This window comes from Solirhodobacter sp., assembly GCF_964715405.1.
Genome location: NZ_CBAICG010000015.1, coordinates 34,241 through 60,355 on the forward strand (window position 1 = coordinate 34,241; position 26,115 = coordinate 60,355).

At 69.4% G+C, this 26,115-nt stretch carries 24 protein-coding genes; 17 read left to right on the forward strand and 7 right to left on the reverse strand.

The window, feature by feature from the left end:
• Positions 1 to 49: 49 nt before the first annotated feature.
• Together AC11WY_RS08835 and AC11WY_RS08840 are read right to left on the reverse strand one after the other, a co-directional pair.
• A complete protein-coding gene (locus AC11WY_RS08835) occupies positions 50 to 901 on the reverse strand; it encodes a LysR family transcriptional regulator (protein ID WP_482924550.1) in 852 nt (283 codons plus the stop codon).
• Positions 902 to 905: 4 nt separating this feature from the next.
• Entirely contained in the window at positions 906 to 1,487 is a 582-nt protein-coding gene (locus AC11WY_RS08840; protein ID WP_482924552.1) for an isochorismatase family protein, read from the reverse strand.
• Between the two features lie 103 nt (positions 1,488 to 1,590).
• Here AC11WY_RS08840 and AC11WY_RS08845 point away from each other — a divergent pair, with 103 nt between their 5' ends.
• The 5 genes from AC11WY_RS08845 (at position 1,591) to AC11WY_RS08865 (ending at position 10,105) form a co-directional block, all read left to right on the forward strand.
• Positions 1,591 to 4,032, forward strand: a complete 2,442-nt coding sequence (locus AC11WY_RS08845) for a GcvT family protein (protein ID WP_482924554.1) — start codon at positions 1,591 to 1,593, stop codon at positions 4,030 to 4,032.
• On the forward strand, positions 4,029 to 5,063 hold the full coding sequence (locus tag AC11WY_RS08850; protein ID WP_482924556.1) for an alcohol dehydrogenase catalytic domain-containing protein: 1,035 nt from the start codon (positions 4,029 to 4,031) through the stop codon (positions 5,061 to 5,063). Before AC11WY_RS08845 ends, AC11WY_RS08850 begins: the two co-directional genes overlap by 4 nt.
• Positions 5,060 to 7,495, forward strand: a complete 2,436-nt coding sequence (locus tag AC11WY_RS08855) for a GcvT family protein (RefSeq protein WP_482924558.1) — start codon at positions 5,060 to 5,062, stop codon at positions 7,493 to 7,495. Before AC11WY_RS08850 ends, AC11WY_RS08855 begins: the two co-directional genes overlap by 4 nt.
• A gap of 82 nt (positions 7,496 to 7,577) precedes the next feature.
• A complete protein-coding gene (locus AC11WY_RS08860; RefSeq protein ID WP_482924620.1) occupies positions 7,578 to 9,134 on the forward strand; it encodes a trimethylamine methyltransferase family protein in 1,557 nt (518 codons plus the stop codon).
• A 71-nt stretch (positions 9,135 to 9,205) separates the two neighbouring features.
• On the forward strand, positions 9,206 to 10,105 hold the full coding sequence (locus tag AC11WY_RS08865; RefSeq protein WP_482924560.1) for an NAD(P)-dependent oxidoreductase: 900 nt from the start codon (positions 9,206 to 9,208) through the stop codon (positions 10,103 to 10,105).
• Positions 10,106 to 10,107: 2 nt separating this feature from the next.
• On the opposite strand, the gene AC11WY_RS08870 is transcribed toward AC11WY_RS08865, so the two are convergent.
• A complete protein-coding gene (locus tag AC11WY_RS08870) occupies positions 10,108 to 11,865 on the reverse strand; it encodes a PHA/PHB synthase family protein (RefSeq protein WP_482924562.1) in 1,758 nt (585 codons plus the stop codon).
• Positions 11,866 to 12,033: 168 nt separating this feature from the next.
• Here AC11WY_RS08870 and atpD point away from each other — a divergent pair, with 168 nt between their 5' ends.
• Genes atpD through AC11WY_RS08915 form a run of 9 tightly spaced genes read left to right on the forward strand, consistent with a single transcriptional unit; the run spans position 12,034 to position 18,484 of the window.
• Positions 12,034 to 13,479, forward strand: a complete 1,446-nt coding sequence (gene atpD / locus AC11WY_RS08875) for a F0F1 ATP synthase subunit beta (RefSeq protein WP_482924564.1) — start codon at positions 12,034 to 12,036, stop codon at positions 13,477 to 13,479.
• Entirely contained in the window at positions 13,476 to 13,916 is a 441-nt protein-coding gene (locus tag AC11WY_RS08880) for a F0F1 ATP synthase subunit epsilon (RefSeq protein WP_482924566.1), read from the forward strand. The genes atpD and AC11WY_RS08880 overlap by 4 nt, the downstream gene beginning before the upstream one ends.
• Positions 13,913 to 14,197 carry an AtpZ/AtpI family protein gene (locus tag AC11WY_RS08885; RefSeq protein WP_482924568.1) on the forward strand — a complete coding sequence of 95 codons (285 nt, stop codon included), beginning with the start codon at positions 13,913 to 13,915 and terminating at the stop codon, positions 14,195 to 14,197. The genes AC11WY_RS08880 and AC11WY_RS08885 overlap by 4 nt, the downstream gene beginning before the upstream one ends.
• Positions 14,194 to 14,466 (forward strand): N-ATPase subunit AtpR, encoded by a 273-nt coding sequence (locus AC11WY_RS08890; RefSeq protein WP_482924570.1) that lies wholly within the window; start codon positions 14,194 to 14,196, stop codon positions 14,464 to 14,466. Before AC11WY_RS08885 ends, AC11WY_RS08890 begins: the two co-directional genes overlap by 4 nt.
• Positions 14,466 to 15,131 (forward strand): F0F1 ATP synthase subunit A, encoded by a 666-nt coding sequence (gene atpB / locus AC11WY_RS08895; protein WP_482924572.1) that lies wholly within the window; start codon positions 14,466 to 14,468, stop codon positions 15,129 to 15,131. Before AC11WY_RS08890 ends, atpB begins: the two co-directional genes overlap by 1 nt.
• 23 nt (positions 15,132 to 15,154) lie before the next feature.
• On the forward strand, positions 15,155 to 15,385 hold the full coding sequence (locus tag AC11WY_RS08900; RefSeq protein WP_482924622.1) for a F0F1 ATP synthase subunit C: 231 nt from the start codon (positions 15,155 to 15,157) through the stop codon (positions 15,383 to 15,385).
• Positions 15,386 to 15,392: 7 nt separating this feature from the next.
• Positions 15,393 to 16,142, forward strand: a complete 750-nt coding sequence (locus AC11WY_RS08905) for a F0F1 ATP synthase subunit B family protein (protein WP_482924574.1) — start codon at positions 15,393 to 15,395, stop codon at positions 16,140 to 16,142.
• Entirely contained in the window at positions 16,135 to 17,658 is a 1,524-nt protein-coding gene (locus AC11WY_RS08910; protein ID WP_482924576.1) for a F0F1 ATP synthase subunit alpha, read from the forward strand. The genes AC11WY_RS08905 and AC11WY_RS08910 overlap by 8 nt, the downstream gene beginning before the upstream one ends.
• 1 nt (position 17,659) lies before the next feature.
• Positions 17,660 to 18,484, forward strand: a complete 825-nt coding sequence (locus tag AC11WY_RS08915) for a F0F1 ATP synthase subunit gamma (RefSeq protein WP_482924578.1) — start codon at positions 17,660 to 17,662, stop codon at positions 18,482 to 18,484.
• Here the strand turns inward: AC11WY_RS08915 and AC11WY_RS08920 are convergent.
• Genes AC11WY_RS08920 through AC11WY_RS08930 form a run of 3 tightly spaced genes read right to left on the reverse strand, consistent with a single transcriptional unit; the run spans position 18,471 to position 22,332 of the window.
• Positions 18,471 to 20,204 (reverse strand): SulP family inorganic anion transporter, encoded by a 1,734-nt coding sequence (locus tag AC11WY_RS08920; RefSeq protein ID WP_482924580.1) that lies wholly within the window; start codon positions 20,202 to 20,204, stop codon positions 18,471 to 18,473. The genes AC11WY_RS08915 and AC11WY_RS08920 overlap by 14 nt on opposite strands.
• A 30-nt stretch (positions 20,205 to 20,234) precedes the next feature.
• On the reverse strand, positions 20,235 to 21,638 hold the full coding sequence (locus tag AC11WY_RS08925; protein ID WP_482924582.1) for an MBL fold metallo-hydrolase RNA specificity domain-containing protein: 1,404 nt from the start codon (positions 21,636 to 21,638) through the stop codon (positions 20,235 to 20,237).
• Positions 21,639 to 21,660: 22 nt separating this feature from the next.
• Positions 21,661 to 22,332 (reverse strand): hypothetical protein, encoded by a 672-nt coding sequence (locus AC11WY_RS08930; RefSeq protein WP_482924584.1) that lies wholly within the window; start codon positions 22,330 to 22,332, stop codon positions 21,661 to 21,663.
• A gap of 306 nt (positions 22,333 to 22,638) precedes the next feature.
• Between AC11WY_RS08930 and AC11WY_RS08935 the strand changes: the two genes are divergently transcribed.
• Together AC11WY_RS08935 and AC11WY_RS08940 are read left to right on the forward strand one after the other, a co-directional pair.
• Positions 22,639 to 23,172: an invasion associated locus B family protein gene (locus AC11WY_RS08935; RefSeq protein WP_482924586.1), complete on the forward strand. Its 534-nt coding sequence runs from the start codon at positions 22,639 to 22,641 to the stop codon at positions 23,170 to 23,172.
• 116 nt (positions 23,173 to 23,288) lie between these two features.
• The gene (locus AC11WY_RS08940) at positions 23,289 to 24,098 is read left to right on the forward strand and encodes a crotonase/enoyl-CoA hydratase family protein (RefSeq protein ID WP_482924588.1); all 810 of its coding nucleotides are present in this window, start codon (positions 23,289 to 23,291) and stop codon (positions 24,096 to 24,098) included.
• A gap of 91 nt (positions 24,099 to 24,189) precedes the next feature.
• Here the strand turns inward: AC11WY_RS08940 and mntR are convergent, their stop codons facing one another.
• Complete coding sequence (mntR, locus tag AC11WY_RS08945; RefSeq protein ID WP_482924590.1) at positions 24,190 to 24,627, reverse strand: manganese-binding transcriptional regulator MntR; 438 nt, start codon at positions 24,625 to 24,627, stop codon at positions 24,190 to 24,192.
• Between the two features lie 180 nt (positions 24,628 to 24,807).
• Here mntR and AC11WY_RS08950 point away from each other — a divergent pair, with 180 nt between their 5' ends.
• Entirely contained in the window at positions 24,808 to 26,115 is a 1,308-nt protein-coding gene (locus AC11WY_RS08950; protein ID WP_482924592.1) for an Nramp family divalent metal transporter, read from the forward strand.

A 26,115-nucleotide genomic window follows, 5' to 3' on the forward strand; every position in this document is an offset into this window, starting at 1 on the left:
GGCCCCCCGGCTTTCGCCGGGGCAAGCCCGGCCACCGCCGCTGCGCGTCTTACCGCCGCGTGAAGCGGTCGCGCAGGATGGTCAGCAGGCGCCGGTGGACATGGCCGGGCCGGTTGCGCACATGCAGCGCGGCATAGACCGGCTGGCCCAGCGGCGGCACGTCGGCGACCAGCGCGGCGCGCCCCTCGGCCACCAGCCGGGCCGCTGTCGGTTCCAGCAGGAAGGCCGATCCGCCCATCGCCGTCAGCAGGTCGGCGACGGCCGCGCTCTGGCCGCTCGACACCGGGGTTTCGGTGAAACCGGGCAGCGCCTGATCGTGCAGGCGGGCGAAGGCGGGCGAGTATTCGGTGCGGATATGGGTCTCGGGGCGCAGGCCCGCACGGCGGTCGGTCTCGGTCGAGACAAGGCGGTAGGCGAGTTCGCCCAGCATCTCGAAATGCAGGTCGGGCTGGGCGCGGGGGCTGAAGATCACGCCAAGGTCGATCGCGCCCAGCACGATGTCGGTGCAGATCTGGGTGGAATAGTCGGGCTCGATGTAGAACGCCGTCTGCGGCAGCGCCTGCCGGAACGCCGCCACCCAGTCGCCCAGGTGCAAGGCCGCCACATCCTGCTGCATCCCGATCCGCAGGCTCAGCGCCGTGGTCGCGGTGGATTGCACGGCGCGCAGGGTTTCCGTCCATTCGCGGCGCAGGCTGCGGGCGTGCGGCTCGAACTTCAGCCCCTCGGTGGTCAGAAGCGTGCCCGCGCGCGCGCGGGTAAAGAGCTTGCGCCCCAGTGCGGTTTCAAGTGCGACGACGCGGCCCGAAACGGTGGATTGCGTCACCCCCAGCCGGTCGGCGGTGCGGTGAAAGCTGCGGGTTTCCACCAGGTCGAGGAAGGTATCGAGAAGCTCGATCTGCATCGGGTCAGAGCGTCAGGCCGGGCGGCAGCGCGGCGCCGATCTTCGGCTTGACCGCGGCCAGCGTCGCGAGGTCGCGCAGCCAGTCGTAATAGACCGATTTCACGGTCAGCACGCTGGCGCCCGCCGCCGCGATCCGGGCAAGGCCCGCCGCGTGGCAGGGGCCGGGCGATCCGGTGGCGTCGCTGACCACGGTCACGCCGAAGCCCGCCGCCAGCAACCCCAGCGCCGATTGCGCCACGCAGACATCGGTTTCCAGCCCGATCAGCACTGGCTGATCGCGCCCCGTCGCGCGCAGGGCGGCAAGGATATCGGGCTGCCCGGCAAGGCCAAAGACGCGCTTGTCGTGCACCGTGCTGCCGGGCGGCAGTTCGGCCAGCACCTCGGCGACCGGGGGGCCGTTGGCGGCAAGGTCTTCGCCCATCGCGAGGATCGGAATGTCCAGCGCGCGCGCGACCCGCATCAGCCACGCGATGCGGGCGACCAGCGGCGCGCGCTCGGCCGGCGCCAGCTTTTCCAGAAACACCGCCTGCACGTCGATCACCGCCAGCACGGCGCGGGAGCGGTTCAGAAGGCGGGAATTCAGCATGATCGCGTCCTGATCGGATTTTCCGATCAATATCCCGGCACGGGATGAATTGAAAGCGCCCGCGCGCCGCCGGATACTCGGCCCCGAAGCAGGGGAGTGCGGCATGAGCGGGTTTCCGACGCAGGCGCGGGTGGTCATCATCGGGGGCGGGGCCGTGGGCGCCTCGTCGCTTTATCATCTGGCCAAGGCCGGCTGGACCGACTGCGTGCTGCTGGAGAAGAACGAGCTGACCGCCGGTTCCACCTGGCACGCGGCGGGGAACGTGCCGACGTTTTCCTCCAGTTGGTCGATCATGAACATGCAGCGCTATTCGGCGGGGCTCTACCGCGGGCTGGGCGAGGCGGTCGATTACCCGATGAACTACCATGTGACCGGGTCGGTGCGGCTGGCCCACACACGGGAGCGGTTGCAGGAGTTTCAGCGCGTGCGTGGGATGGGCCGCTATCAGGGCATGGACCTTGAGGTGCTGGCGCCCGGCGAGATCGCGGCGAAGTATCCGTTCCTTGAAACCCACGACCTGACCGGCGCGCTTTACGACCCCTACGACGGCGATATCGACCCGGCGCAACTGACGCAGGCGCTGGCCAAGGGCGCGCGCCAGATGGGCGCCCGGATCGAACGGTTCTGCCCCGCCACCGGCGTGCGGCGCGAGGGCGACGAGTGGGTGGTGCAGACGCCGAAGGGCGATATCCGCTGCGAGATCGTGGTGAACGCGGCGGGCTACTATGCGCGCGAGGTCGGCAAGTGGTTCGGCCGCGACGTGCCGATGATGGTTATGAGCCACCAGTACATGCTGTTCGACACGATCCCCGAACTGGCGCAATGGTCGGCTGAGGTCGGCCACAAGCTGCCGCTGCTGCGCGACGTCGATTCGAGCTACTACCTGCGGCAGGAAAAGCAGGGCTTCAACCTTGGCCCCTACGAGGGCAACTGCAAGGCGCACTGGGTGACGCCGGATGACCCGTTCCCGCAGGACTTCAGCTTTCAGTTGTTCCCCGACGATCTGGAGCGGCTGGAATGGCACATCGCCGATGCGATGGCGCGCGTGCCGCTGCTGGAAAAGGCGAACCTGACCAAGGTCATCAACGGCCCGATCCCCTATGCGCCCGACGGCAATCCGCTGATCGGGCCGATGCCGGGGGTGCCGAATGCGTTCGAGGCCTGCGTCTTTACCTTCGGCATCTGTCAGGCGGGCGGCGCGGGCAAGGTGCTGGCGGAATGGATCACCGAGGGCGCGACCGAGTGGGACATGTGGTCCTGCGACCCGCGCCGTTTCACCGGGTTCGAGGATCAGGCCTACTGCGTCGAAAAGGGGATGGAGGTCTACGGCCACGAATACGCCATCCAGTTTCCGCGCCACGCCTGGCCCGCGGGGCGCGACAAGAAGCTGTCGGCGGTGCATGACCGCACCAGGGCGCTTGGCGCCGTCTATGGCGCGATGAACGGGTGGGAGCGGGCGCTGTGGTATGCGCGGCCGGGGGATGACACCTCCGAGGCGGGCACCCAGACGTGGAAGCGCGAAGGGCCGTGGTTCGGGGCGGTGAAGGCGGAATGCGAGGCGGTGCGGGATGCGGCGGGGATCCTCGACCTGCCGGGGTTCTCGCGGTTCCGCATCACCGGGGCGGGGGCGGCGGCGTGGCTGGCGCGGCAGATCACCGGGAAGGTTCCGGGGGTCGGGCGGCTGGGGCTGGCTTATTTCGCCGACGACAAGGGGCGGATCGTCACCGAAATGTCGGTGGCGCGGCTGGGCGAGGAGGAACTGCTGCTGATCACCGCCGCGACCGCGCAGGCGCATGACCGGGAGTGGTTGGTCAAGCACCTTGATGCGGGCCTTACCCTCAGCGAGGGCACCGATCACTGGTCGTGCCAGATCTTGACCGGCCCGAAATCGCGCGCGATTCTGGCGGCGGTGAGCGACGCCGATCTGGCGAAGGGCTGGCTGACCTTCCAGACCGCGACCATCGCCGGGGCCGAGGTTCATCTGTTCCGGGTGTCGTTCGCGGGTGAACTCGGCTGGGAGATTCACTCCCGCATCGCCGATACGCCTGCCGTGTTTGACACGGTGATGGCGGCGGGCAGGGGCCACGGTCTGCGCCCGTTCGGGATGTTCGCGCTGAACAGCCTGCGGATCGAAAAGGGCTATCGGGCGTGGAAGGGCGATCTGTCCACCGACTACACCGTGCTGCAAGGCGGGCTGGAGCGGTTCGTCGACTGGGCCAAGCCCGATTTCCGGGGCAAGGCGGCGCTGGCGGCGGAAAAGCAGGCGGGCGTGACCAAGCGGTTCGTGGTGCTGACGGTGGAGGCGGGCGAGAACGACCCGCCCTACATGTCGACCCTCTGGCATGACGGCAAGGTGGTGGGCGAGACCACCAGCGGCGACTGGGGGCACCGGGTCGGCGGCTGCGTCGCGCTGGGGATGCTGCGCGCCGATCTGGCGGTGCCCGGCACGGCGCTGGAGGTGGAGATTTTCGGCGACCGCTTCCCGACCATCGTCACCGGCGACGGCGCGCTGTGGGATGCGAAGAACGAAAGGATCCGGGCGTGAGCCTTCCCGCCGTCATGTCGGGCGTGCAACTCACCTGCCACGGCGGGCCCGAGGCGCTGGTCTGGCGCGACGATCTGCCGGTGCCGCGTCCGGGGCCGGGCGAGGTGCTGGTGCGCGTGCTGGCGGCGGGGGTGAACGCGACCGACATCAACACCCGGCTGGGCTGGTACGGCAAGGGCGAGGGCCGCGCCGGCTGGGCGGGCGAGATGGCCTTTCCGCGCATCCAGGGCTCGGACCTCTGCGGCCGGGTCGTGGCGCTGGGTGAGGGGGTGGAGGGGCTGGCACCGGGCATTCGGGTGATCTGCCCCACCAACCAGTCGGAACCCACGGCGGCCAATCCGCTGCACTTCGTGGCGATCGGGTCGGAATATGACGGGGCCTTTGCGCAATACTGCGTGGTGCCCGCGCGCCATCTGCACGACGTCAGCGCCTCGCCGCTGTCGGATGTCGAGATCGGCGCGATGCCCTGCGCCTATGGCACGGCGTTCAACCTGCTGGCGCGCGCCCGCGTGGCGGTGGGCGAGCGGGTGCTGGTCACCGGCGCCTCGGGCGGGGTCGGGCTGGCGGCGGTGCAACTGGCGCTGCTGCGCGGGGCCGAAGTCACCGGCCAGTGCAGCCCGGCCAAGGCGCAGGCGGTGCGCGCGGCGGGGGCGAAGGTGTTGAACCGCGCCGACGCGCCACCCCGGCGCGGCTTTGACGTGGTGATCGACGTGGTCGGCGGCGCGGGCTGGGGCGAGCGGCTGGAGGCGCTGGTGCCCGGCGGGCGCTATGCCACCTCGGGCGCGGTGGGCGGGCCGGTAGTGCAGGGCGACCTGCGCACGATCTACCTGAACGACCTGACGCTGTTCGGCGCCACCCATCAGCCGCGCGAGGTCTTCGCCGGGCTGGTGACCATCATCAATACCGCCCGCATCCGCCCGGTGGTGTCGAAAACCTATCCGCTGCGCGACATTGCCGCCGCGCAGGCCGATCTTGCCGCCGGGCGCTATCCCGGCAAACTCGTTCTCGTTCCATCGGAGCCTTCGCAATGACCCTTCCCGCCAAAGCCCGCGCCGTCATCATCGGGGGCGGCATCTCGGGCTGTTCACTGGCCTATCATCTGGCCAAGCTGGGCTGGAAGGACGTGGTGCTGCTGGAACGCAAGCAACTGACCAGCGGCACCACCTGGCACGCGGCGGGGCTGATCGGGCAGTTGCGTGGCAGCCAGAACATGACCCGGCTGGCCAAGTATTCCGCGGACCTCTACGTCAAGCTGGAGGCCGAGACCGGGGTGGCCACCGGCATGCGGCAGGTCGGCAGCATCTCGGTTGCGCTGACCAAGGACCGGCACGAGGAACTGCTGCGGCAGGCGACGCTGGCGCGCGCCTTCGACGTGGCGGTGACCGAGATCAGCCCGGCCGAGGTGAAGCGGATGTATCCGCACATCGAGGTGGGCGACGTGGTCGGCGCGGTGCATCTGCCGCTGGATGGCCAGTGCGACCCGGCCAACATCGCGATGGCGCTGGCCAAGGGCGCGCGGATGCACGGCGCGGCGATCCATGAGGGGGTGAAGGTGACGGGCGTCACCGATGACGGCGCGCGGGTGACCGGGGTGGACTGGGAAACCACCGAGGGGCGCGGCCATATCGCGGCGGATATCGTGATCAACTGCGGCGGCATGTGGGGCCGCGATCTGGCGGCGCAATCGGGCGTCAGCCTGCCGCTGCACGCCTGCGAGCACTTCTACCTTGTCACCGAACCCATTGAAGGGCTTGGGCATCTGCCGGTTCTGCGGGTGCCGGACGAATGCGCCTATTACAAGTCGGACGCCGGCAAGATGATGCTGGGCGCGTTTGAACCCAAGGCCAAGCCCTGGGGCATGGCGGGCATCCCCGAAGATTTCAGCTTTGACTCGCTGCCCGAGGATTTCGACCATTTCCAGCCCATCCTGGAGGCGGCGATGCACCGGATGCCGATGTTCCAGATGGCGGGCATCCACACCTTCTTCAACGGGCCGGAAAGCTTTACGCCGGATGATCGTTACTATCTGGGCGAGGCGCCGGAGCTGAAAGGCTACTGGATCGCGGCGGGCTACAACTCGATCGGCATCGTGTCGTCGGGCGGCGCGGGCATGGCGCTGGCGGAGTGGCTGAACGACGGCGAGCCGCCGTTCGACCTCTGGGAGGTCGACATCCGCCGCGCGCAGCCGTTCCAGCGCAACCGCAAATACCTCAAGGAACGGGTCAGCGAGACGCTGGGGCTCTTGTATGCCGACCACTGGCCCTACCGGCAGATGGCGACGGCGCGCGGGGTGCGGCGGTCGCCGCTGCACGCGCATCTGGCGGCGCGCGGCGCGGTGTTCGGCGAGGTCGCGGGCTGGGAGCGCGCGAACTGGTTCGCCAAGCCGGGGCAGGAGCGGGAATACAAATACGACTGGGGGCGGCAGAACTGGTTCGAGAACCAGAAGGCCGAACACATGGCGGTGCGCACTGGCGTGGGCCTGTTCGACATGACCAGCTTCGGCAAGATCCGGGTCGAGGGGCGCGACGCCTGCGCCTTTTTGCAACGGCTGTGCGCCAACGAGATGGACGTAGAGGCGGGCCGCATCGTCTACACCCAGATGCTGAACGCGCGCGGCGGGATCGAGTGCGACCTGACGGTCACGCGGCTGTCGGAAACCTGCTACTTCCTGGTGGTGCCGGGGGCGACGCTGCGGCGCGATCTGGCCTGGCTGCGCAAGCATCTGGCGGACGAGTTCGTGGTGATCACCGATGTGACGGCGGCCGAAGCGGTGCTCTGCGTGATGGGGCCGCAGGCGCGCGACCTGATGCGCCGCGTCAGCCCGGATGATTTCAGCAACGCCGGGCATCCCTTTGGCACCGCGCGGGAAATCGAGATCGGCATGGGGCTGGCCCGCGCGCATCGGGTGACCTATGTCGGCGAACTGGGGTGGGAGCTTTACGTTTCCACCGATCAGGCGGCCCATGTGTTCGAGGCGCTGGTGGAGGCCGCGCCGGAACTGACGCTCTGCGGCCTGCACACGCTGGATTCGTGCCGGATCGAGAAGGCCTACCGCCACTTCGGCCACGACATCACCGACGAGGATCATGTGCTGGAAGCGGGCCTCGGCTTTGCGGTGAAGACCGGCAAGGGCGATTTCATCGGCCGCGAGGCGGTGCTGCGAAAGCGCGAGGCGGGGTTGAACCGGCGGCTGGTGCAGTTCCTGCTGGCCGACCCCGAACCGATGCTGTTCCACAACGAGGCGGTGGTGCGCGACGGCAAGATCGTGTCGATCGTGACCTCGGCCAACTACGGCCACGCTTTGGGCGGCGCGGTCGGGCTGGGCTATGTGCCCTGCAAGGGCGAAAGCGCCGAGGCCGTGCTGGCCTCGGCCTACGAGATCGAGATCGCCGGGCGGCGAGTGGCGGCGACGGCCTCGCTGGCGCCGATGTATGACCCGAAGGCGGAGCGGGTGCGGATGTGACGGGCGCCGGGGGCTGCGCGCCCCCGGACCCCTGCGGGATATTTGGGCCAGGATGAATGGCCATCAGGAAGGGAACGCGGCGATGGACGTGATCGAGGAAGGCTGTGCGCCGGCGCGCAATCGCCGGGCGGGCGGGCGGGCGAACCGGGTGGCGGTGCGGTCCGCGCCGCTGGCCGAGGCGCTGCGCCCGGTGCGGGCGGGGATGCCGGGCGGCCAGTACAAGCCGCTGACGCCCGAGGGGATGGAGCGCATCCATCTGGCGGCGCTGGAGGCGCTGGAGGTGATCGGGTTTGCCAACGCGCCCGCGTCGGGCGTGGAGATCCTGACCGGGGCGGGCGCGATCCTGGGCGAGGACGGGCGCATCCGCTTTCCGCGCGCGCTGGTCGAGGACATGCTGGCGAAGGCGGCGCGGGGCATCACCCTGCACGGGCGCGATCCGAAATACGACCTGCACCTGAAGGGCACCAACGTGCACTACGGCACGGCGGGGGCGGCGGTGCATATCGTCGATCTGGAGCGCAACGAGTACCGCGATTCGACCTCGACCGATCTTTATGCCGCGGCAAAGCTGACGCATCACCTTGACAACGTGCACTTCTTCCAGCGCGCGATGGTGTGCCGCGACATCGTCGACAACTACGAGATGGACGTGAACACGCTTTACGCCTGCTGCGCGGGCACGACGAAGCATGTGGGCACCTCGTTCAGCGACCCCGCCCACGTCAAGGGCTGCTTCGAGATGCTGCACATGATCGCGGGTGGCGAGGACAAGTGGCGCGAGCGGCCGTTCGTCAGCAATTCCAATTGCTTTGTCGTGCCGCCGATGAAGTTCGCCGAGGAGTCGTGCATCACGATGGAGGCCTGCGTGCGGGGCGGCATGCCGATGCTGCTCTTGTCGGCGGGGCAGGCGGGGGCGACTGCGCCGGCGCCGATCGCACTGGCCATCGTGCAGGCGGTGGCGGAGTGTCTGGCCGGGTTGGTCTATGTCAACGCGATGATGCCGGGGTTCCCCTGCATTTTCGGGACCTGGCCGTTTGTCAGCGACCTGCGCACCGGGGCGATGTCGGGCGGGTCTGCCGAGCAGGCGCTGCTGACGGCGGGCTGCGCGCAGATGCACCAGTACTACGGGCTTCCCGGCGGCGCGGCCTCGGGGATTTCGGACAGCAAGCTGCCGGACATGCAGGCGGGCTGGGAGCAGGGCATCACCAACACGCTGGCGGGGCTGTCGGGGCTGAACATGTGTTATGAGGCAGTGGGGATGCATGCCTCGCTGCTGGGGTTCTGCCTGGAAAGCCTGGTGCTGGGCGATGATCTGCTCGGGCAGGCGATGCGCTGCGTGCGCGGGATCGACGTGACCGAGGACTCGGTCAGCATCGAGGCGATGCGGCAGGTCTGCCTGGAGGGGCCGGGGCATTATCTGGGCCACGCGCAGACGCTGAGCCTGATGCAGACGGAATACATCTACCCCGCGGTCGCCAACCGGATGAGCCCGAAGGAATGGGTCGAGGCGGGCAAGCCGCAACTGCTGGACCGGGCGATCGCGCGCAAGAACGCGATCCTGGCCAAGGCCGGGAACCAGATTGATCCGCAGGTGGATGCGGCGATCCGGGCGGCGTTCCGGATTCATGTGCGGGACTGAGCGAAACGGGGCGGAATGTTCGATAAGTGAAAGTGCTTGGTGCTTAGCGGCGGGGCAGTCGGAGAGAAATGATGCAATACGGCTATATCGGTTTGGGCAATCTGGGCGGTCACCTGGCCGCGAGCCTGCTGCGCGAGGGCTTTGCGGTCACCGTCTACGACCGCAATCCGGCGCTGGCGGCGCGCCATGTGGCGATGGGGGCGACGCTGGCGGCGAACCCGGCCGAGGTGGCGGCCGCGTCGGATGCGGTGATCACCTGCCTGCCGTCGCCCGCTGTTTCGGAGGCGGTGCTGTTCGAGATGCTGCCCGCGATGCGGAAGGGCGCGACCTGGATCGAGATGTCCACGCTGGGCCGCGACGACATCCTGCGGCTGTCCGGGCTGGCCGCGGACTACGGCATCGAGACGCTGGAAAGCCCGGTAACGGGCGGTGTGCATCTGGCCGGGCAGGGCAAGATCACCGTGCTGGCGGGCGGGCCGGAGCCGCTGTTTGAGGCCCACCGCGCGGCGCTGCAGGCGATGGGGGGCAAGATCTTCCACATGGGTCCGCTCGGCTCGGCGGCGGTGATCAAGGTCATCACCAACATGCTGGCCTTCATCCATCTGGTCGCCGATGGGGAGGCGCTGATGCTGGCCAAGCGCGGCGGGCTGGACCTGAAGAAGGCCTGGGAGGCGATCGCGGCCTCATCCGGCACCAGTTTCGTGCACGAGACCGAGGGGCAACTGATCCTGAACGGCAGCTATGACATCGCCTTCACGATGGATCTGGCGCTGAAGGATCTGGGCTTTGCGATGGGGTTCGGGCGGGAATTCGGCGTGCCGCTGGACCTCGCCGGGCTGACGAACCAGACCTTTGTCAAGGGCAAGGCGGCCTATGGCGGGCAGGCGCAATCGACCCAGATCGTGAAGCTGCTGGAGGATGTGCTGGGCACCGACCTGCGCGCCGAGGGCTTTCCGGCGCGGCTGGAATAGGCTTACCGTTCCAACACATATCCCCCCGGAGCATCGGCCAGCGGGGCGGCGCCGGGCGGGCCCATGCCGGGCGGGCCCATGCCGGGCGGGGCAGTCATCGTGCCGCCGTGCGCCGCCAGCCAGGCGGCCCAGACCGGCCACCACGAGCCCTCGTGCGTGGGGTGCGCGGCGAGCCAGTCCTGCGGCGCGACATAGGGTTCGCCTTCCTCGCGAGTGGCGACGCGGTGGTGGCGGTGCGGGTGGCCGGGTTCGCTGATGATGCCCGCGTTGTGGCCGCCGGAGGTCAAGAGGAACGTCACCTCGGTGTCGCTCAGCAGGCTGATCTTGAACACCGATTGCCACGGCGCCACATGGTCGGTCTCGGCGCCCACGGCGAAGACGGGCGCGCGGATGTCGGTCAGGGCGACGGCCTTGCCGCCGACCGCATAGCGCCCCTCGGCCAGATCGTTGTCGAGAAAGAGGTGGCGCAGGTAGTCGGAGTGCATCCGGTAGGGCAGCCGCGTGGCGTCGGCGTTCCAGGCCATCAGGTCAGTCATCGGCGCGCGCTCGCCCATCAGGTAGTCGTGCACCACCCGGCCCCAGATCAGGTCGTTCGAGCGCAGCATCTGGAAGGCGTCCGCCATCTGGGTGGTGTCGAGGTAGCCCTTGTCCCACATCATGTCTTCGAGGAAGGCGACCTGGCTCTGGTCGATGAACAGCATGATCTCGCCGGCCTCGGTAAAGTCGGTCTGGGCGGCGAAGAGGGTGACCGAGGCAAGCCGGTCCAGCCCGTCACGCGCCAGCGCGGCGGCGGCGATCGCCAGCAGCGTGCCGCCAAGGCAATAGCCGACGGCCTGCACCCGCTGCCCCGGCACCACCGCCTGAACGGCGTCGAGCGCAGCCACCACGCCAAGGGTCAGGTAATCCTCCATGCCGCGGTCGCGGTCGGCCTCGGTCGGGTTCTTCCACGAGATCATGAAGACGGTATGGCCCTGATCGACCAAGTATTTCACCAGCGAGTTCGCGGGCGACAGATCAAGGATATAGTATTTCATGATCCAGGCCGGCACGATCAGCACCGGCGCGGCATGCACATCGGGCGTCGTCGGGGCGTATTGGATCAACTCCATCAGGTCGTTGCGCAGGATCACCTTGCCGGGGGTCACCGCGACCTCGTGGCCCGGCCGGAACGCCTCGACCCCAGCAGGGCGGCGGCCTTGCAGCGCGCGCTGCCAGTCCTCGACGAAGTTCGACCAGCCGCGCACCAGATTCATGCCACCGCTGCGCATTGTCGCGTCGAGCACCTCGGGGTTGGTCAGCGGAAAGTTGGCGGGCGAGGCCGTGTCGAGGATCTGGCGTGCGACGAAGGCGGTGACATCCTCGTGATGCGGGCTGACGCCTTCGACGCCTTTCGCGGCGCTGTGCCACCATTGCTGGGTCAGAAGGAACGCCTGTGCCAGCGCGGCAAAGGGCGGGCGCGACCAGGCGGGGGCGTCGAAGCGGTGATCCTGCGGCAGCGGCGCGATCATCGGATCGGTTGCCGTCCCGGCGCTGCGGGCAAGCCAGGCCGCGAAGCTTGCGCTTTTGCGGGCGGCCTTTTGCAGCAGTTCTTCCTGACGGCCGGGCGCGTTCATCAGATGCACGACCCAGTCGAGCCAGGCCGCCGACAGCGAGGCGGGCGAGATGCCGCCGCTCAGCCGCGCCTCGGCGGCGTGGACGGCGCGATCGAGCGGCTGAACGGGGTGCGGATCGGTCGGGTGCGGATCGGTCGGGCGGGTCATGACGCTCCTTTCGCGGCGGTCGGGTACGGGCCGGGATCGCGACGATCAAGGCGGCGATGCGGCGTGGACCCGGTGTCCTGTTTGGTCCATCCTGCGAGTCATGCCATGAGGCAGATCAATGCCGGGCCCGGTGGATGCGGGTTAGGGTTGGAACCAAAGCACAAGAGGTTGATCGTGGAGGCTGTGCCGCAACCGCAACCACTGCCAGCGACCGGCCGCGTGGTGATGGTCGATGGCTCGGTGGTGGATGTCGCCTTTGCGCAAGGTGCGCTGCCGCCGGTGAACGACGCGCTGCGGGTGACCGGGGATCACGGCGCGGTGGTGGTGCTTGAGGTGCACCAGCATCTGGACCCCGGCACGGTGCGCGCGGTCGCGTTGCAGGAAACCGCGGGGCTTTACTGCGGGCTGGCGGTGGTGGCCACGGGCAGCCCGGTGATGGTGCCCGCGGGCCCCGCCGTGCTGGGGCGGATGATCGACGTGACCGGCCGCCCGGTCGATGCCGGGGTGCCGTTTCCGGCCGATGTGCCGCGCCGCCCGATCCACCGCCCCGCGCCCCCCTTCGCGAGCCAGCGCGGCGGGGTGGAGCTGTTCCTGACCGGCATCAAGGTGATCGACCTGCTGGCGCCGCTGGCGCGCGGCTCGAAGGGGGCGATGTTCGGCGGGGCGGGGGTCGGCAAGACCGTGCTGATCATGGAACTGATCCGGGCGACCGCGGAAAAGCACGGCGGGCTGTCGGTGTTCGCGGGCATCGGCGAACGCTCGCGCGAGGGGCACGAGCTCTGGACCGACCTGAAGGGGTCGGGCGTGATCAGCAATACCGCGCTGGTCTACGGCCAGATGAACGAACCGCCCGGCGCGCGCTGGCGCGTCGGCCTGGCCGCGCTGACGGTGGCGGAATACTTCCGCGACGTGCAAAAGCAGGACGTGCTGCTGCTGGTCGATAACGTCTACCGCTTCGTGCAGGCGGGCAGCGAAATCTCGGGCCTGCTGGGGCGGCTGCCGTCGCGTGTCGGCTATCAGCCCACGCTGGCCACCGAGATCGCCGAGTTCGAGGAGCGCATCACCTCGGTCGAGGGGGCGGCGGTGACCTCGATCCAGGCGGTTTACGTTCCGGCCGACGATTTCACCGACCCTGCGGTGGCGCAGATCTTCACCCACCTCGATTCGACGCTCGTGCTCAGCCGCGACATGGCCAGCCAGGGGCTTTATCCGGCGGTCGATCCGCTGGCCTCGGTGTCGTCGCTGCTCGATCCCGCCGTGGTGGGGCAGGCGCATTACGACATCGCGCAGGAGGTGCGCCGCCTGATCGAGCATTACCGCGAACTGCAGGAGATCATCTCGCTGTTGGGGATGGAGGAACTGGGGGCCGACGACCAGACGGCGGTGAAGCGCGCGCGGCGGCTGATCCGGTTCCTGACCCAGCCCTTTGCCGTCACGGCGCAGTTCACCGGCATCGCGGGGGCCTCGGTCGCGCTGCCCGACACGCTGGCGGGCGCACGGGCGATCCTGGATGGCAAGGCAGATGACTGGGCGGAAAGCTCGCTTTACATGATCGGCACGCTGGCCGAGGCCGAGGCGAAGGAAAAGGCGGCCGGACCGGCGGTGGCGGCATGAGGCTGATCGTCACCACGCCGCTTGCCCTCGTGCTCGACGCCCCCGACGCGGCGCGCATTCAGGCCGAAGACATGTCGGGCAGCTTCGGCATCCTGCCGGGGCACGCCGATTTCCTGACCGTGCTGCCGGTGTCGGTGCTGACCTGGTTCGACACGCGCGGGGCCGAGCACAACGTGGCGCTGCGGCGCGGGGTGCTGCGGGTGTCGGGCGGGCAGACCGTATCGGTCGCCGCGCGCGAGGCGGTGGCGGCCGACGCGCTGGCCGATCTGGAGGGCGCGGTGCTGGACCGTTTGCGCACCGCCGAGCGCGACGAGGCCGCCGTGCGCGTCTCGACCGAGCGGCTGCATCTGGCGACGATGCGCAGCCTGCAACGCTACCTTGGCAGCGCGTCGGGCTATGGCAGGGCGCCTTCGCCTGATGACGGGGGGCCGACATGACCCTGCGGCCGCGCAAGCCGGACCCGCTGCAAGAGGCGGTCAAGAAGCGCGAACGGCGCGAGGCCGCCCTGCGCGCCGAGGGCACGCGGGCGCCTTGGCAGAACGTCGCGCTGATCGGGTCGCTGGCCTGGCTGGTGGTGGTGCCGATGCTGGGGGGCGTGCTGCTGGGCCGCTGGCTGGACCGGGTGACCGGGCATCTGGTGCTGTTCAGCGCGGTCGGCATCGTGCTGGGTGCGGGCTTCGGGTTCTGGATGGCATGGCAGAGGGCGAGCCGCGAATGACGATGACGGTGCCGCAGATCATGCTTTATGCCACGCTCGGCCTTGCGCTCGGGGCGGCTTATTTTGCGCTGATGTGGCGCACCGTGCGCCTGCATGTCGAGGCGGCGCCGGCGGGCTGGATCGTGCTGCACTATGCGCTGCGGCTGGGGCTGGCCGGTGTGGTGCTGTGGCGCGTGGCGCTGATGGGGGCGGGGCCGCTGCTGGCGACCGCGGCGGGGTTCGTGGTGGCCCGCCTCGCCGCGACCCGGTTCGTGCGGAGGGATCGCTGATGGAAAGCCCGTTCGGCCTGGAAACGCTGTTTCACCTTGGCCCGGTGCCGATCAGCCGCGCGGTGGTGACGACCTGGGGCATCATGGCGGCGCTGACGTTGGTCTCGTGGCTGGGCCTGCGCCGGGCGCGCCCCGACGGTGGGCCGGTGCAGACCACGCTGGAGATCGTGGTGGAGGCGATCGGGGATCAGATCCGCGCGATCCTGCAACGCGATCCGGGGCCCTATCTGCCGCTGCTGGGCACGCTTTTTCTGTTCGTCGTCACCGCCAACCTGTCGGCCGTCCTGCCCGGCGTGAAGGCGCCGACCAGCCGGATCGAGACGCCAGCGGCGCTGGGGCTGATCGTGTTTCTGTCGATCCACTGGTTCGGGCTGAAGGTGCAGGGCATCGGGGGCTATCTTGGCCATTTCCTGAAACCCAACCCGTTCATGCTGCCCTTGACGCTGTTGTCCGAATTCACCCGCATCCTGTCGCTGATGGTGCGCCTCTTTGGCAACATGATGAGCCACGAGTTGATCCTGGCGATCCTGATCTACCTTGCGGGCTTCATCCTGCCGGTGCCCTTCATGGTGCTGGGCGTGCTGATCGGGGTGATTCAGGCCTACATCTTCACCATCCTTGCCACCGTCTACATTGGCGCCGCCATCGGCGCCGTCGAAACCTGAGGAGAACCGCCTTGACCATCGAGATGATTTCCGTGCTCTGCGCCGCGCTTGCGGTGGCCTTCGGCGCGATCGGCCCCGCCTTGGGCGAGGGCCGCGCGCTCGCCGCCGCGATGGAGGCGATCGCGCGCCAGCCCGAGGCGTCGGGCACGATCTCGCGCACGCTGTTCGTCGGCCTCGCGATGATCGAGACGATGGCGATCTACTGCCTCGTCATCGCGCTTTTGCTGCTCTACGCCAACCCGTTCGTGAAATAGGCGCCCGATGACGATCGACTGGTGGACCCTTGGCCTGCAGGCGGTGAACTTCGCCGTTCTGGTCTGGCTGCTGCGCCGTTTCCTTTACGCCCCGGTGCGCAAGGTGATCGCCGCGCGCAAGGCAACGGTGGAGGCCGCGCAGGCCGAAGCGGTTGCTGCCAAGGCGGCGGCCGAGGCCGAGGCGGCGACGCTGAAGGCCGCGCAGGCCGCGCTGGAGGCCTCGCGGGTGGCGGTGCTGGCCAAGGCGGCGGCCGAGGCCGAGGCGGCGGCCAAGGCAACGGCCGCGCAGGCGCGGGCGGCGGGCGATGCGCTGCTGGCCAAGGCGCAGGAGGCCATCGCGGCGGAACGCAAGGCGGCGGTGGCGGGCGCGCAAGCCGACGTGGCCGCGCTGGCGGCGGGGCTTGCCGGGCGCATCCTTGCCGATACGGCGGCCAAGGTCGCGCCGGGGGTGTTTCTCGACGGGCTGGCGGGCGCGCTGGAGGCGTTGCCAAAGGGCGAACGTGACCGGCTGGCCGCCGATATGGCCGCGCCGGGCGCGGAGGCGAGCGTGGTGACGGCGCAACCTCTGGCGCCCGAGGATCATGGCCCCTGGACCAAGCGGCTGATGCCGTTGCTGGGCAACGCGGGCACGCTGACCTTTGCCGAGGATGCGGCGATCCTTGGCGGTGCCGAACTGCGGCTGGCGCATTCGGTGCTGAAATTCGGCTGGGCGGATCGCATCGCCGCCGCAAAGGGGGCGCTGGCGGGCGATGAGTGAGCTTGACGATGCCCTGCATGGCTGGTTCGGCCCCGCCCGTGACCGGCTTTCCGCGATGCCGTTCGCGCCGGTGGTGGCGCATGTCGGCACCGTCACCCGGATCGGCGACGGCGTTGCCACTGTCACCGGCCTGCCCGGCACCCGGTCGGAAGAGGTGCTGGAATTCGCCAACGGCGCCCGCGGACTGGTGCTGCGCGTCACCGAGGCCGAGGCGAGCGTCGTGCTACTGGACAGCGCCGGGGGCATCGTGGCGGGCAGCGCGGTGCGCGGCACCGGCGAGATCATCCGGGTGCCGGTGGGCGAGGCGCTGCTGGGCCGCGTGGTCGACCCGATCGGCCGCCCGCTCGACAATGGCCCGGCCATCGTGGCCGAACGGCACGACCCGCTGGAACGCCCGGCCCCCGGCATCGCCGACCGGGAACTGGTCACCGAACCCTTGATGACCGGGCTGACCGTGGTCGACGCGATGATCCCGCTGGGGCGGGGCCAGCGCGAGTTGATCATCGGCGACCGCAAGACCGGCAAGACCGCGGTGGCGCTCGACACCATCTTAAACCAGAAGGATACCGACGTCATCTGCATCTACTGCGCGGTCGGCCAGAAGGCCTCGACCGTGGGGCAGGTGGTGGAGGCGATCCGCACCCGCGGCAACATGGCGCGCTGCATCGTGGTGGTGGGCGAGGCGGATGCGCCGCCGGGCGCCCAGTGGCTGGCACCCTATGCCGCCTGCACCATGGCGGAATATTTCCGCGACAAGGGGATGCATGCGCTGGTGGTCTATGATGACCTGACCAAGCACGCCATCGTCTACCGCGAGCTGTCGCTGCTGCTGCGCCGCCCGCCGGGGCGCGAGGCCTATCCGGGCGACGTGTTCTACCTGCATTCGCGGCTGCTGGAGCGGGCCTCCAAGCTGAACGCTGCAAAGGGCGGCGGGTCATTGACCGCGCTGCCGATCGCCGAAACGCAGGGCGGCAACCTGACGGCCTATATCCCCACGAACCTGATCTCGATCACCGATGGCCAGATCTTCCTGGAGCCCAAGCTGTTCTACGAGGGCCAGAAACCGGCGGTGAACGTCGGCCTGTCGGTCAGCCGGGTCGGCAGTCAGACCCAGGCCCCCGCGATGAAGGCGGCGGTCGGCACGCTGAAACTCGACTATGGCCAGTTTCTGGAACTGGAGGTCTTCACCCGCTTCGGCGCGATGGTGGATGCACGCACGCAGGCCAGGATCGACCACGGGCGGCGGATCCGCGCGATGCTGGGCCAGCCGCAGTTCCGACCCGCCAGCCTTGCCACCCAGCTTGCGCTGCTGACCGCCACCGCCTCGGGTCAGCTTGATCCGCTGCCCTTGCCCGCGGTGGAGCGGTTCAAGGCCGCGCTGCCCGAGCGGCTGGCCGCCGACTGCCCCGAAGCGGTGGCGCGCATCGCCGAAACCGGCGCGCTGACCGAGGACGACCGCGCCGCGCTGGTGGCGGTGGTCGCGGCCTGCATCGCGGCGGCGGGGACGGGAGGCTGAGGTGGAGCAGGAACAGGTTCTCAAGGCGCGCATCGCCAGCCTGACGGAACTGCGCGGCCTTTTTCAGGCGCTGCGCGCACTGGCCGCCAACCGGCTGCAGGAGGCGCAGGGCGCGCTGACCGGCATCCGCGCCTATGCCGACATCATCGCCGAGGCGCTGGCCGATGCGCTGGCGCTGGACGGCGAGGAGATCGACCGGGCCGAGGGGCACGGCGCGGCGCTGATCGTGGTGTGCTCGGAACACGGCTTCGCGGGCGGCTTCAACACGCGGCTGCTGGAGGCCGCCCAGGCGCGCCGCCGGCCCGGCGAGAAACTGGTGGTGATGGGCAAGCGCGGCGGCATCACCGCGACCGAGCGCGGCATGGCACCCGACGTGGTGCTGCCGATGGCCACCCATGTCGCAGGCGTCGCTGCGACCGTGCATGATCCGATGCAGGCCCTGGCGGGCTATGCGACGGCGGGTGTGGTCTATGGCGCCTACCAGCGCGGCGGCGGTTTCGCACCGGCCTACCGCCGCATCCTGCCGCCCGACCTGCCCGCGCCGCCAAAGGGCATCCGCCGCGCCCCGCCGCTGGCGCAGTTGCCGCCCGCGGACCTGCTGCGCGCGCTCGACCGCGAATACCTCTTTGCCGCGCTGTCGCAGGCGATGATGGATTCCTTCGCCTCGGAGAACGCTGCCCGGCTGCGGGTGATGGAATCCGCCGACCACAGCATCGCCGACAAGCTGGAGGTTCTGGGCCGGGCCGAAAACGACCTGCGGCAAGAGGCGATCACCTCGGAACTGCTGGACGTCGTGACCGGGTCCGAAGCGATCATGGGCGGCTGAGGGGTGCCCACACCGCGCCGTCATCCGGCGCCGCCGGTTTCCCGGAGGTGGTCCGCGCCTGTACCGCCTCTTCGACCGAGTGGAAGACGTGCCCGCCACCCAGGGCCGCCAGAAGCCCGGTGCGGGTTGCCGAGGCCGACGCGTGTTCATTTTCCAGTCGCGCCAGCGCGATGTCGTGCCCCTCGGCACGCAGGGCGGCCACCGCGGCCTGCAGGATCTGCGAGCCGGTGTAGTCGACGCCGATCACGCCCGTCGCTTCGATCACGATCAGGCGCGGCGCGGACGGTGCCGCGGCGATGGCGGCGCGCAGGTGCGCCACCATATAGCGCGCGTTTAGAAAACTGACCGGCGCACCCAGCGCAAAGACCAGCACGCCCGGCACCCGTTCGCCGGTCTCGCCGGGACCGAGTTCCCACCAGATCGTGGTGCCCGGCACCCGCTGCAACTCGGCACAGGCAGGCCGCGCGATCGAGTAGAGCGCGTGGACCAGCGACAGCATGATGGCGAGCCAGACGCCCTGGTTGACCGGCAGGAGCACCACTAGAAGCGCGGCGGCCGCCGCCAGCAGCAGTTCGGCCGGGCTCTTGCGCCAGATCCGCCGCATCGTGCCAAGGTGGATCAGGCGCAGCCCGACCATCAGCAACACACCGCTCAGCGCCGCCTGCGGCAGCAAGGCGAAGGCCCTGGCGCCGAAGGCGATCAGCGCGACCGTCAGCGCGACCGCGATCAGCCCCGAGGCTTGCGAGCGCCCCCCCGCCGCCTCCAGCGCGGCGCTGCGGGGCGGGCTGGCGTTCACCGCGAAACTGCCCAGCAGCGCCGACAGCACCGAGCCCGCACCGATGGCGGCAAAGTCGCGGTCGGGGTCGGCGTCGTCGGCATCAAGCAGCGCCTGCCGCACCGCGGCCGTCTGCATCATCACGATCAGCGCGATCACTCCGGCCAGCGGCAGCAGCGTCGTGACCTCGCTGAACGCGGGCCAGGCAAGCACCGGCCCCGGCAGGCCGCGCGGCAGCGCATCCAGCATCGGCACCGTCAGTCCGAAGTGCGCGACCGCCGTGGCCGCCAGCGCCAGCGCGATCAGCGGACCCGGCACCCGGTGGCCAAGGCGGTCGGCCAGCAGGCTGATCGCGGCGACGCCGAACCCCACCGCCGTCGTCACCGGATCCGCCTGAGGCAACTGACGGGCCAGGTCGGCCAGCCGCTCGGGCAGGCCGGGCGCGGTCGAGGGCAGGTTCAGGATCGGCGGCAGGGCGCCCGCAAGGATGTGCACCGCGATCCCGGCCAGAAACCCGGTGGTGACCGGCACCGAAAGCAGATCGGCGATCCAGCCCAGCCGTAACGGGCGCGACAGGATCAGGATCGCCCCGGTCAGCGTCGCCAGCATGCCCGCCAGCGCTGCGTAATGCGGGCTGCCCGGCAGGGCGAGCAGCGTCAGCGACGCAGCCATGATCGGCGCGATGGTGGAATCCGCCCCGACCGACAGCGACCGGCTGAGCCCGAAGGCCGCGAAGGCGACGGTACCCGCGATGAAGGCGACAAGGCCGGTGATCGGCGGCAGCCCCATCAGCCGTGCGGTGGCAAGCTGTTCCGGCACCGCGATCGCCAGCAGCATCAGCGCCGCCATGACCTCGCCCGGCCACATGGCGGGCGTCAGGCCACGCAGCGTCGGGAACAGCAGGCGCGCCGGGCGCGATGGCCCGGCTGGGTGAGGTTTGGTCACGGGCGGTTCCCCTACAGGGTGACGCCGATCCTAACGGGGGGTGTTGCCGGTCGGCAAGGCCGCGCCGAGGTCAAATGATTGGTGCAGCGTCGGGATCACCACGCGCGTGCCGTGCAGGTGCGCGGCGAACGCCTGCGCCGCCGCCGCCTCGCCGTGCACCAGAAAGGTGGTGCCCGCCCGCGCGGTGGCGGCCCAGGCCAGCAGGTCGCCCTGATCGGCATGGGCGGAAAAGCCGTTGATCGTGTGGATGCGGGCGTGCACCGGAACCTCGGCCCCGAACAGGCGCACGGACTTCGCGCCGTCGATGATCTGGCGCGCCAACGTGCCCGCCGCCGCGAAGCCGACGAAGATGATCGCGTTCTCGCCGTGGCCAAGGGTGTGGCTGAGGTGATGGCGGACGCGCCCGCCGGTGCACATGCCCGACCCGGCCATGATCACCGCGCCGTGGACGCCGTTCAGGCGCGCCGAGCCCTTGGTGTCGCGCACCAGTTGCAGGCCCGAGGGCGACAGCGGCTCGCGGTCGGCGGCGAACATCGCCTTGACCGAGGCGCGGAATTCCTCGGGGTGGCTTTCGTAGATCTCGGTCGCGGTGATCGCCATCGGGCTGTCGAGGTAGACCGGCAGGCCGCGCGGGATCTTCCCCGATCGCTCGCCCTGGCGCAGGAAGAACAGCAGCTCTTGTGCGCGGTCGAGCGCGAAGGTCGGGATGACCGCATTGCCGCCGTGGCGGACGGCCTCGGTGATCGCGGCGTAAAGCTCGTCGACCGAGGCGTCGAGGCTGCGGTGGGCGCGGTCGCCGTAGGTCGTCTCGATCACCAGCGCATCTGTGGGCGGCGCGGGGTCGGGGTCCGCCAGCAGCGGCCGGCCCGGCCCGCCGAGATCGCCCGAGAACAGGATTGATCGGCTGATCCTGTCTTCGGTCAACTCCAGCCGAATCCAGGCCGACCCCAGGATGTGCCCGGCATTGCCGAAGGTCGCGGTGATTCCCGGCGCCAGCGTCATCGGTGTGCCGCGGGTCGCGATCGTGCCGAAACGGTCGAAAGCCGCCAGCGCATCCAGCGTGCCGTAAAGCGCCGCGGGGCGGGGACGGCCGGGATGGCGGGCGGCGCGGTCGGCCTCTTCCTCTTGCAGGCGGGCCGAGTCCATCATCACCAGCCGCGCCAGATCACGGGTGGCGGCGGTCGAGACGATCTGCCCCCGAAAGCCGCGCTTGACCAGCAACGGGATGCGCCCGCAATGGTCAAGGTGGGCGTGCGTCAACAGCAGCACATCGATCGCGGCGGCATCGAAGCCGAAGGGGGCGGCGTTCTCCTCCTCCAGTTCGTGGCCACCCTGGAACAGGCCGCAGTCGATCAGGATGCGCTGCCCGGCGCATTCGATCAGGTGGCAAGAGCCGGTGACACCCCCGGCCGCCCCGTGGAAGGATATGCGCATTCGAGCCTCCTGAAATCGGCCGTCAGTGCGTCGACGGCGCGCCTGCGGTCGTCGCGTCCGGCAATTGCCACCACGGCTGTTCGTCCGAGTCCTCGACATCGTGCAAGAGCGCCGACACGTCGAAAACCGCCGTATAGCTGATGAATTCGGTCAAGGCCGAGACCTCGATCCACCAGCGCACACGGCTGGCCAGCAGCCGGTCGGTGGTGCCGGCCTTTTCCTCGCTGTTCAGCGGTTCGATGATGAACGGAATGCCGCGGGTGGAGTTCACCTTGGCATGGGGCACATGGCACACGCTTTTGAACAGGGTCGTCGCCACCGTCCGCCCCTGCACGTCTTCGCAGCGCAGCCGGATTGCGTAGCGCCCGACGGCATCGACCGGGCGTTCGGTGCGGATCACCCCGCACAGCGGCTGACCCTGCACCGGCGGGTCGATCTCGATCGTCGATCGGCCGTAGCGGCGCAACCGCCAGCCGGCGCGGACGCCGTTGATCAGGAAGAAGGGCCCGATCGCCGAACCGATCGCGGGCACCAGCATCAGGATGCTTTCATGCCGCACGTCCAGCGGCATCTGGCCCAGAAACCAGAGCGCCGCCGCCATCGCCAGCGCGCAGAGCGAGGCGGCGCGCATGGCGGCGCCGCCCTCGTCGTTCACGTCACGTTCGATGTATCGGGTCGTCTCGGCCAGGCTCATCGGGTCGGGCGCCTCATCGGTCAGGGGCTCTGACGGAAACGTTACCCGTTTTGGCGCCGCCATGCTACCGGCGATTGGCTTTCGCACCGGTTGGGGCCGGATCCGCGTCATCGCCGTCATGCCGGTTCCCTCGTTGCCCGCTGCACGCCCTTTCTGCCGTCAAACGGTTGATGGCCCATGAATCCGGGCGCGGCTTGACGGATGGCGCCGGGGCCGCCAGAGTTTCCCGGCCATTCCGATGGTGGGGCCGGTGGCTGGCGCAGGGTGCGCGCGATCCGTCCTCTGTCGCGTCAGAAAGGAAACTCCGTGCGCAAGACCTCTTTCGCCCTCACGCTGTTCGCGCTGGCCTCGGGCGCTGTCGCCGCGGCGGCCGACCCAGGGCTGCCCGGGGGGGCAAGTTCGCTGCAGGAAAACTATGACGCGTGGACGGTCGCCTGCAATGTCACGCCGGATGCGGCGGGCAAGCCGCAAAAGCTGTGCGGCATGAGCCAGGTCCAGGTTGACAATGCCAGCGGCAAGCATGTGCTGGAGGTCGATGTGCTGCCGGTCGACACCGGCGCGGCGCTGACGCTGGTGCTGCCCTTCGGGCTTGACCTGACGCAGGGTCCGGCGCTGCAACTGGACGCCGCCGATCCGGGGCCCGCCCTGAGCTATCGCACCTGCCTGCCGGTTGGCTGTGTCGTGCGGGTGCAGGCCGATGCCAAGATGCTGACCGCGCTGCGCGCCACCAAGGTGATGAAGATCAAGACCCATGCCGACGGCGGCGGCGCGGCGGATTTCCAGGTCTCGATGAAAGGCTTCGGCTCCGCCTTCGACCGCGTCACGGCGCTGCTGAAATAGCGCCATCGGCCCCGTTCTTGTCCGTCGAAACCGGGGCGCCGGACCGGGCGCGCCGGGCAGACAGCGCCGCCAGGATCGGCGAAGCTGCCGCCGAGCGCCGCTGAAAGGATCTGCCGATGTCTGCCCCGGATGTCTTTGCCCTGCCGCTGACCCGCCTCGCCCTGACCGAAAGCGCGGGCGGTGTGCTGGAGGTGGCGCTGTGCCGCCCCGAAAAACGCAACGCGCTGGATGCCGAAGCGGTGGAGGATCTGGTGCGCCTGTTCGATGCGGTGCCGCGCGCGGGCGTGCGCGCCGTGCTGCTGCGCGCCGAGGGCGATCATTTCTGCGCCGGGCTCGATCTGGTGGAACATCACCGCGAGGACCGCAGCCCGGCCGCGTTCATGCACCTGTGCCTGCGCTGGCACGAGGCGTTCAACAAGATGGAATACGGCGGCGTGCCGGTGATTGCCGCGCTGAAGGGCGCGGTGGTCGGCGGCGGGCTGGAACTCGCCTCGGCGGCGCATATCCGGGTGGCGGACGGCTCGACCTATTATGCCCTGCCGGAAGGCCAGCGCGGCCTGTTCACCGGCGGCGGCGCCACGATCCGCGTCAGCCAGATGATCGGCAAGCCGCGCACGGTGGACATGATGCTGACCGGGCGGGTCTACCGCGGGCAGGAGGCGCTGACGCTGGGGTTCAGCCAGTATCTGACCGAGGGCAGTTCCGATACGCTGGCCCGCGAGATTGCGGCCAAGGTGGCGCAGAACCTGCCGCTGTCGAACTTCGCCATCACATCTGGGGTGTCGCATGTGCAGAACATGTCGGCGCTCGATGCCTCCTACACCGAGGCGGTACTGGCGGGGGTGGTCAACACGCAGCCCGACGCGCGCGCCCGGCTGGCGGCGTTTGCCGACAAGTCGGCGCCAAGGGTGCGGCCCGGCGGCTGATCAAGGCGAATTGCGTTTATCATGAATCAGCATTCGCCCCAAGACTCGGGCGAATGCCGATGTCCTCACGACTGTTAAACCGCAATTCGCTTTAGCCGCGCGCCTTCAGGAAGGCCTCGAACGCCTCCAGTGTCGCGGCCGAGACGTGATGCTCGATCCCCTCCGCGTCGATCTCGGCGGCTTCCGGCGGCACGCCGACGGCCACCAGCAGGTCTACCACCACGCGGTGGCGCGCCCGCACACGTTCCGCCATCTCGGCGCCGGGGCCGGTCAGGAACACGCCGCGATAGGGGCGCGACACCGCCAGCCCCTCGCGCTTCAGCCGCGCCACGGCCTTGGCGGCGGTCGGGTGGGTGACGCCCATCAGCCGCGCGATGTCGGTCAGCCGCGCCTCGCCGTGTTCGTGGATCAGATCGTCGATCATCTCGGTGTAGTCTTCCAGCAGCGCCTGCGACTGCGCGGTGCGGGCGTGGCTGAACCCTTCGGCGCGGGCCGGGGGCTCGTGCGCGGCAGAGGTGTCCTGGGGCATCGTATCTCCTCGGGCCGCGCGGCCGGTGTGCAAGGGAAGGCACACCATAAAGACCCGGCTTCATCTTGTAAACGCAGGGATCACACCCGCGTGAAGTCCAGTCTTCAGGCTCGGGCTGGTTGACAAAAGTGTAGACACGGCTACATCTGCCGTGGCATCGGTCCGATGATGGGAATGTTGATGAATGAGACGGTGAAGCGAGACAGTTCGATGACCGGGCGCGCCCGGCGCGGCATGTCGGCCGTTCTGGCGGGCAAGCGGCGCGGCCCCGGTTCGATGCTGCTGTTCGCCGGGCCCGCAATCATCGCCTCGATCGCCTATATCGACCCCGGCAACTACGCGACCAACATTCAGGCGGGCGCGGGCTATGGCTATACGCTGCTGTGGGTCGTGCTGCTGGCCAACCTGATCGCGATGCTGTTTCAGGGCCTGTCGGCCAAGTTGGGCATCGTCACCGGGCGCAATCTGGCCGAGTTGTGCGGCCTGCACTTCCCGCGCCCCGTGGTGATCGGCATGTGGCTGGTCAGCGAAATCGCCGCGATGGCGACCGATCTGGCCGAGTTTCTGGGCGGGGCCATCGGGCTGGCGCTGTTGTTCAACATCCCGCTGATGGCGGGCATGGTCATCACCGCGATCGTCACCTACGGCATCCTGCTGGTCGAGGGGCGCGGCTTTCGCCCGATGGAACTGGTGATCGGCGCCTTCGTCGCGGTGATCGGCCTGTGCTACCTGACCGAACTTTTCATCGCGCCGGTCGCCTGGGGGCAGGTGGGCCTGGGCTTGGCGCTGCCGCAGATCCCCGATGCGGCGGCGCTGACGATCTCGGTCGGGATCATCGGTGCCACGGTGATGCCGCATGCGATCTACCTGCATTCCGGCTTGACGCAGGGTCGCGCCTCGGTGCGCAACGAGGGCGAGCGGCGGCGCCTGCTGCGCTTTTCCAACATCGAGGTGGTGGTGGCGCTGGCGGTCGCGGGCATGATCAACATCGCGATGGTGATCATGGCGGCTGGGGCCTTCCACGCCGGTCACAGCGACGTGGCCGAGATCGAGACCGCCTATCACGCGCTGACCCCGCTCTTGGGCGCGGCCTCGGCCTCGGCCTTCCTGATCTCGCTGATCGCCTCGGGCATTTCCAGTTCGGTGGTCGGCACGATGGCCGGGCAGGTCATCATGCAGGGCTTCGTGCGCATCCACATTCCGATCTGGGTGCGGCGGATGGTGACGATGATCCCGGCCTTCGTCGTGGTCGCGATCGGGGTGAACGCCACGCAGGCGCTGGTGATGAGCCAGGTCGTGCTGAGCCTTGCGCTGCCGGTGCCGATGATCGCGCTGGTGCTGTTCACCGGCCGCGCCGACATCATGGGCGCCTATGTCAGCGGGCGGGTGGAGCGGGTGCTGGCGATCGCCGGGGCAGGGGTGATCCTGGCCCTGAACGTGGTGCTGCTGGCGCAGACCTTCGGCGTGCCGATCCCCGGCCTCGGCTGA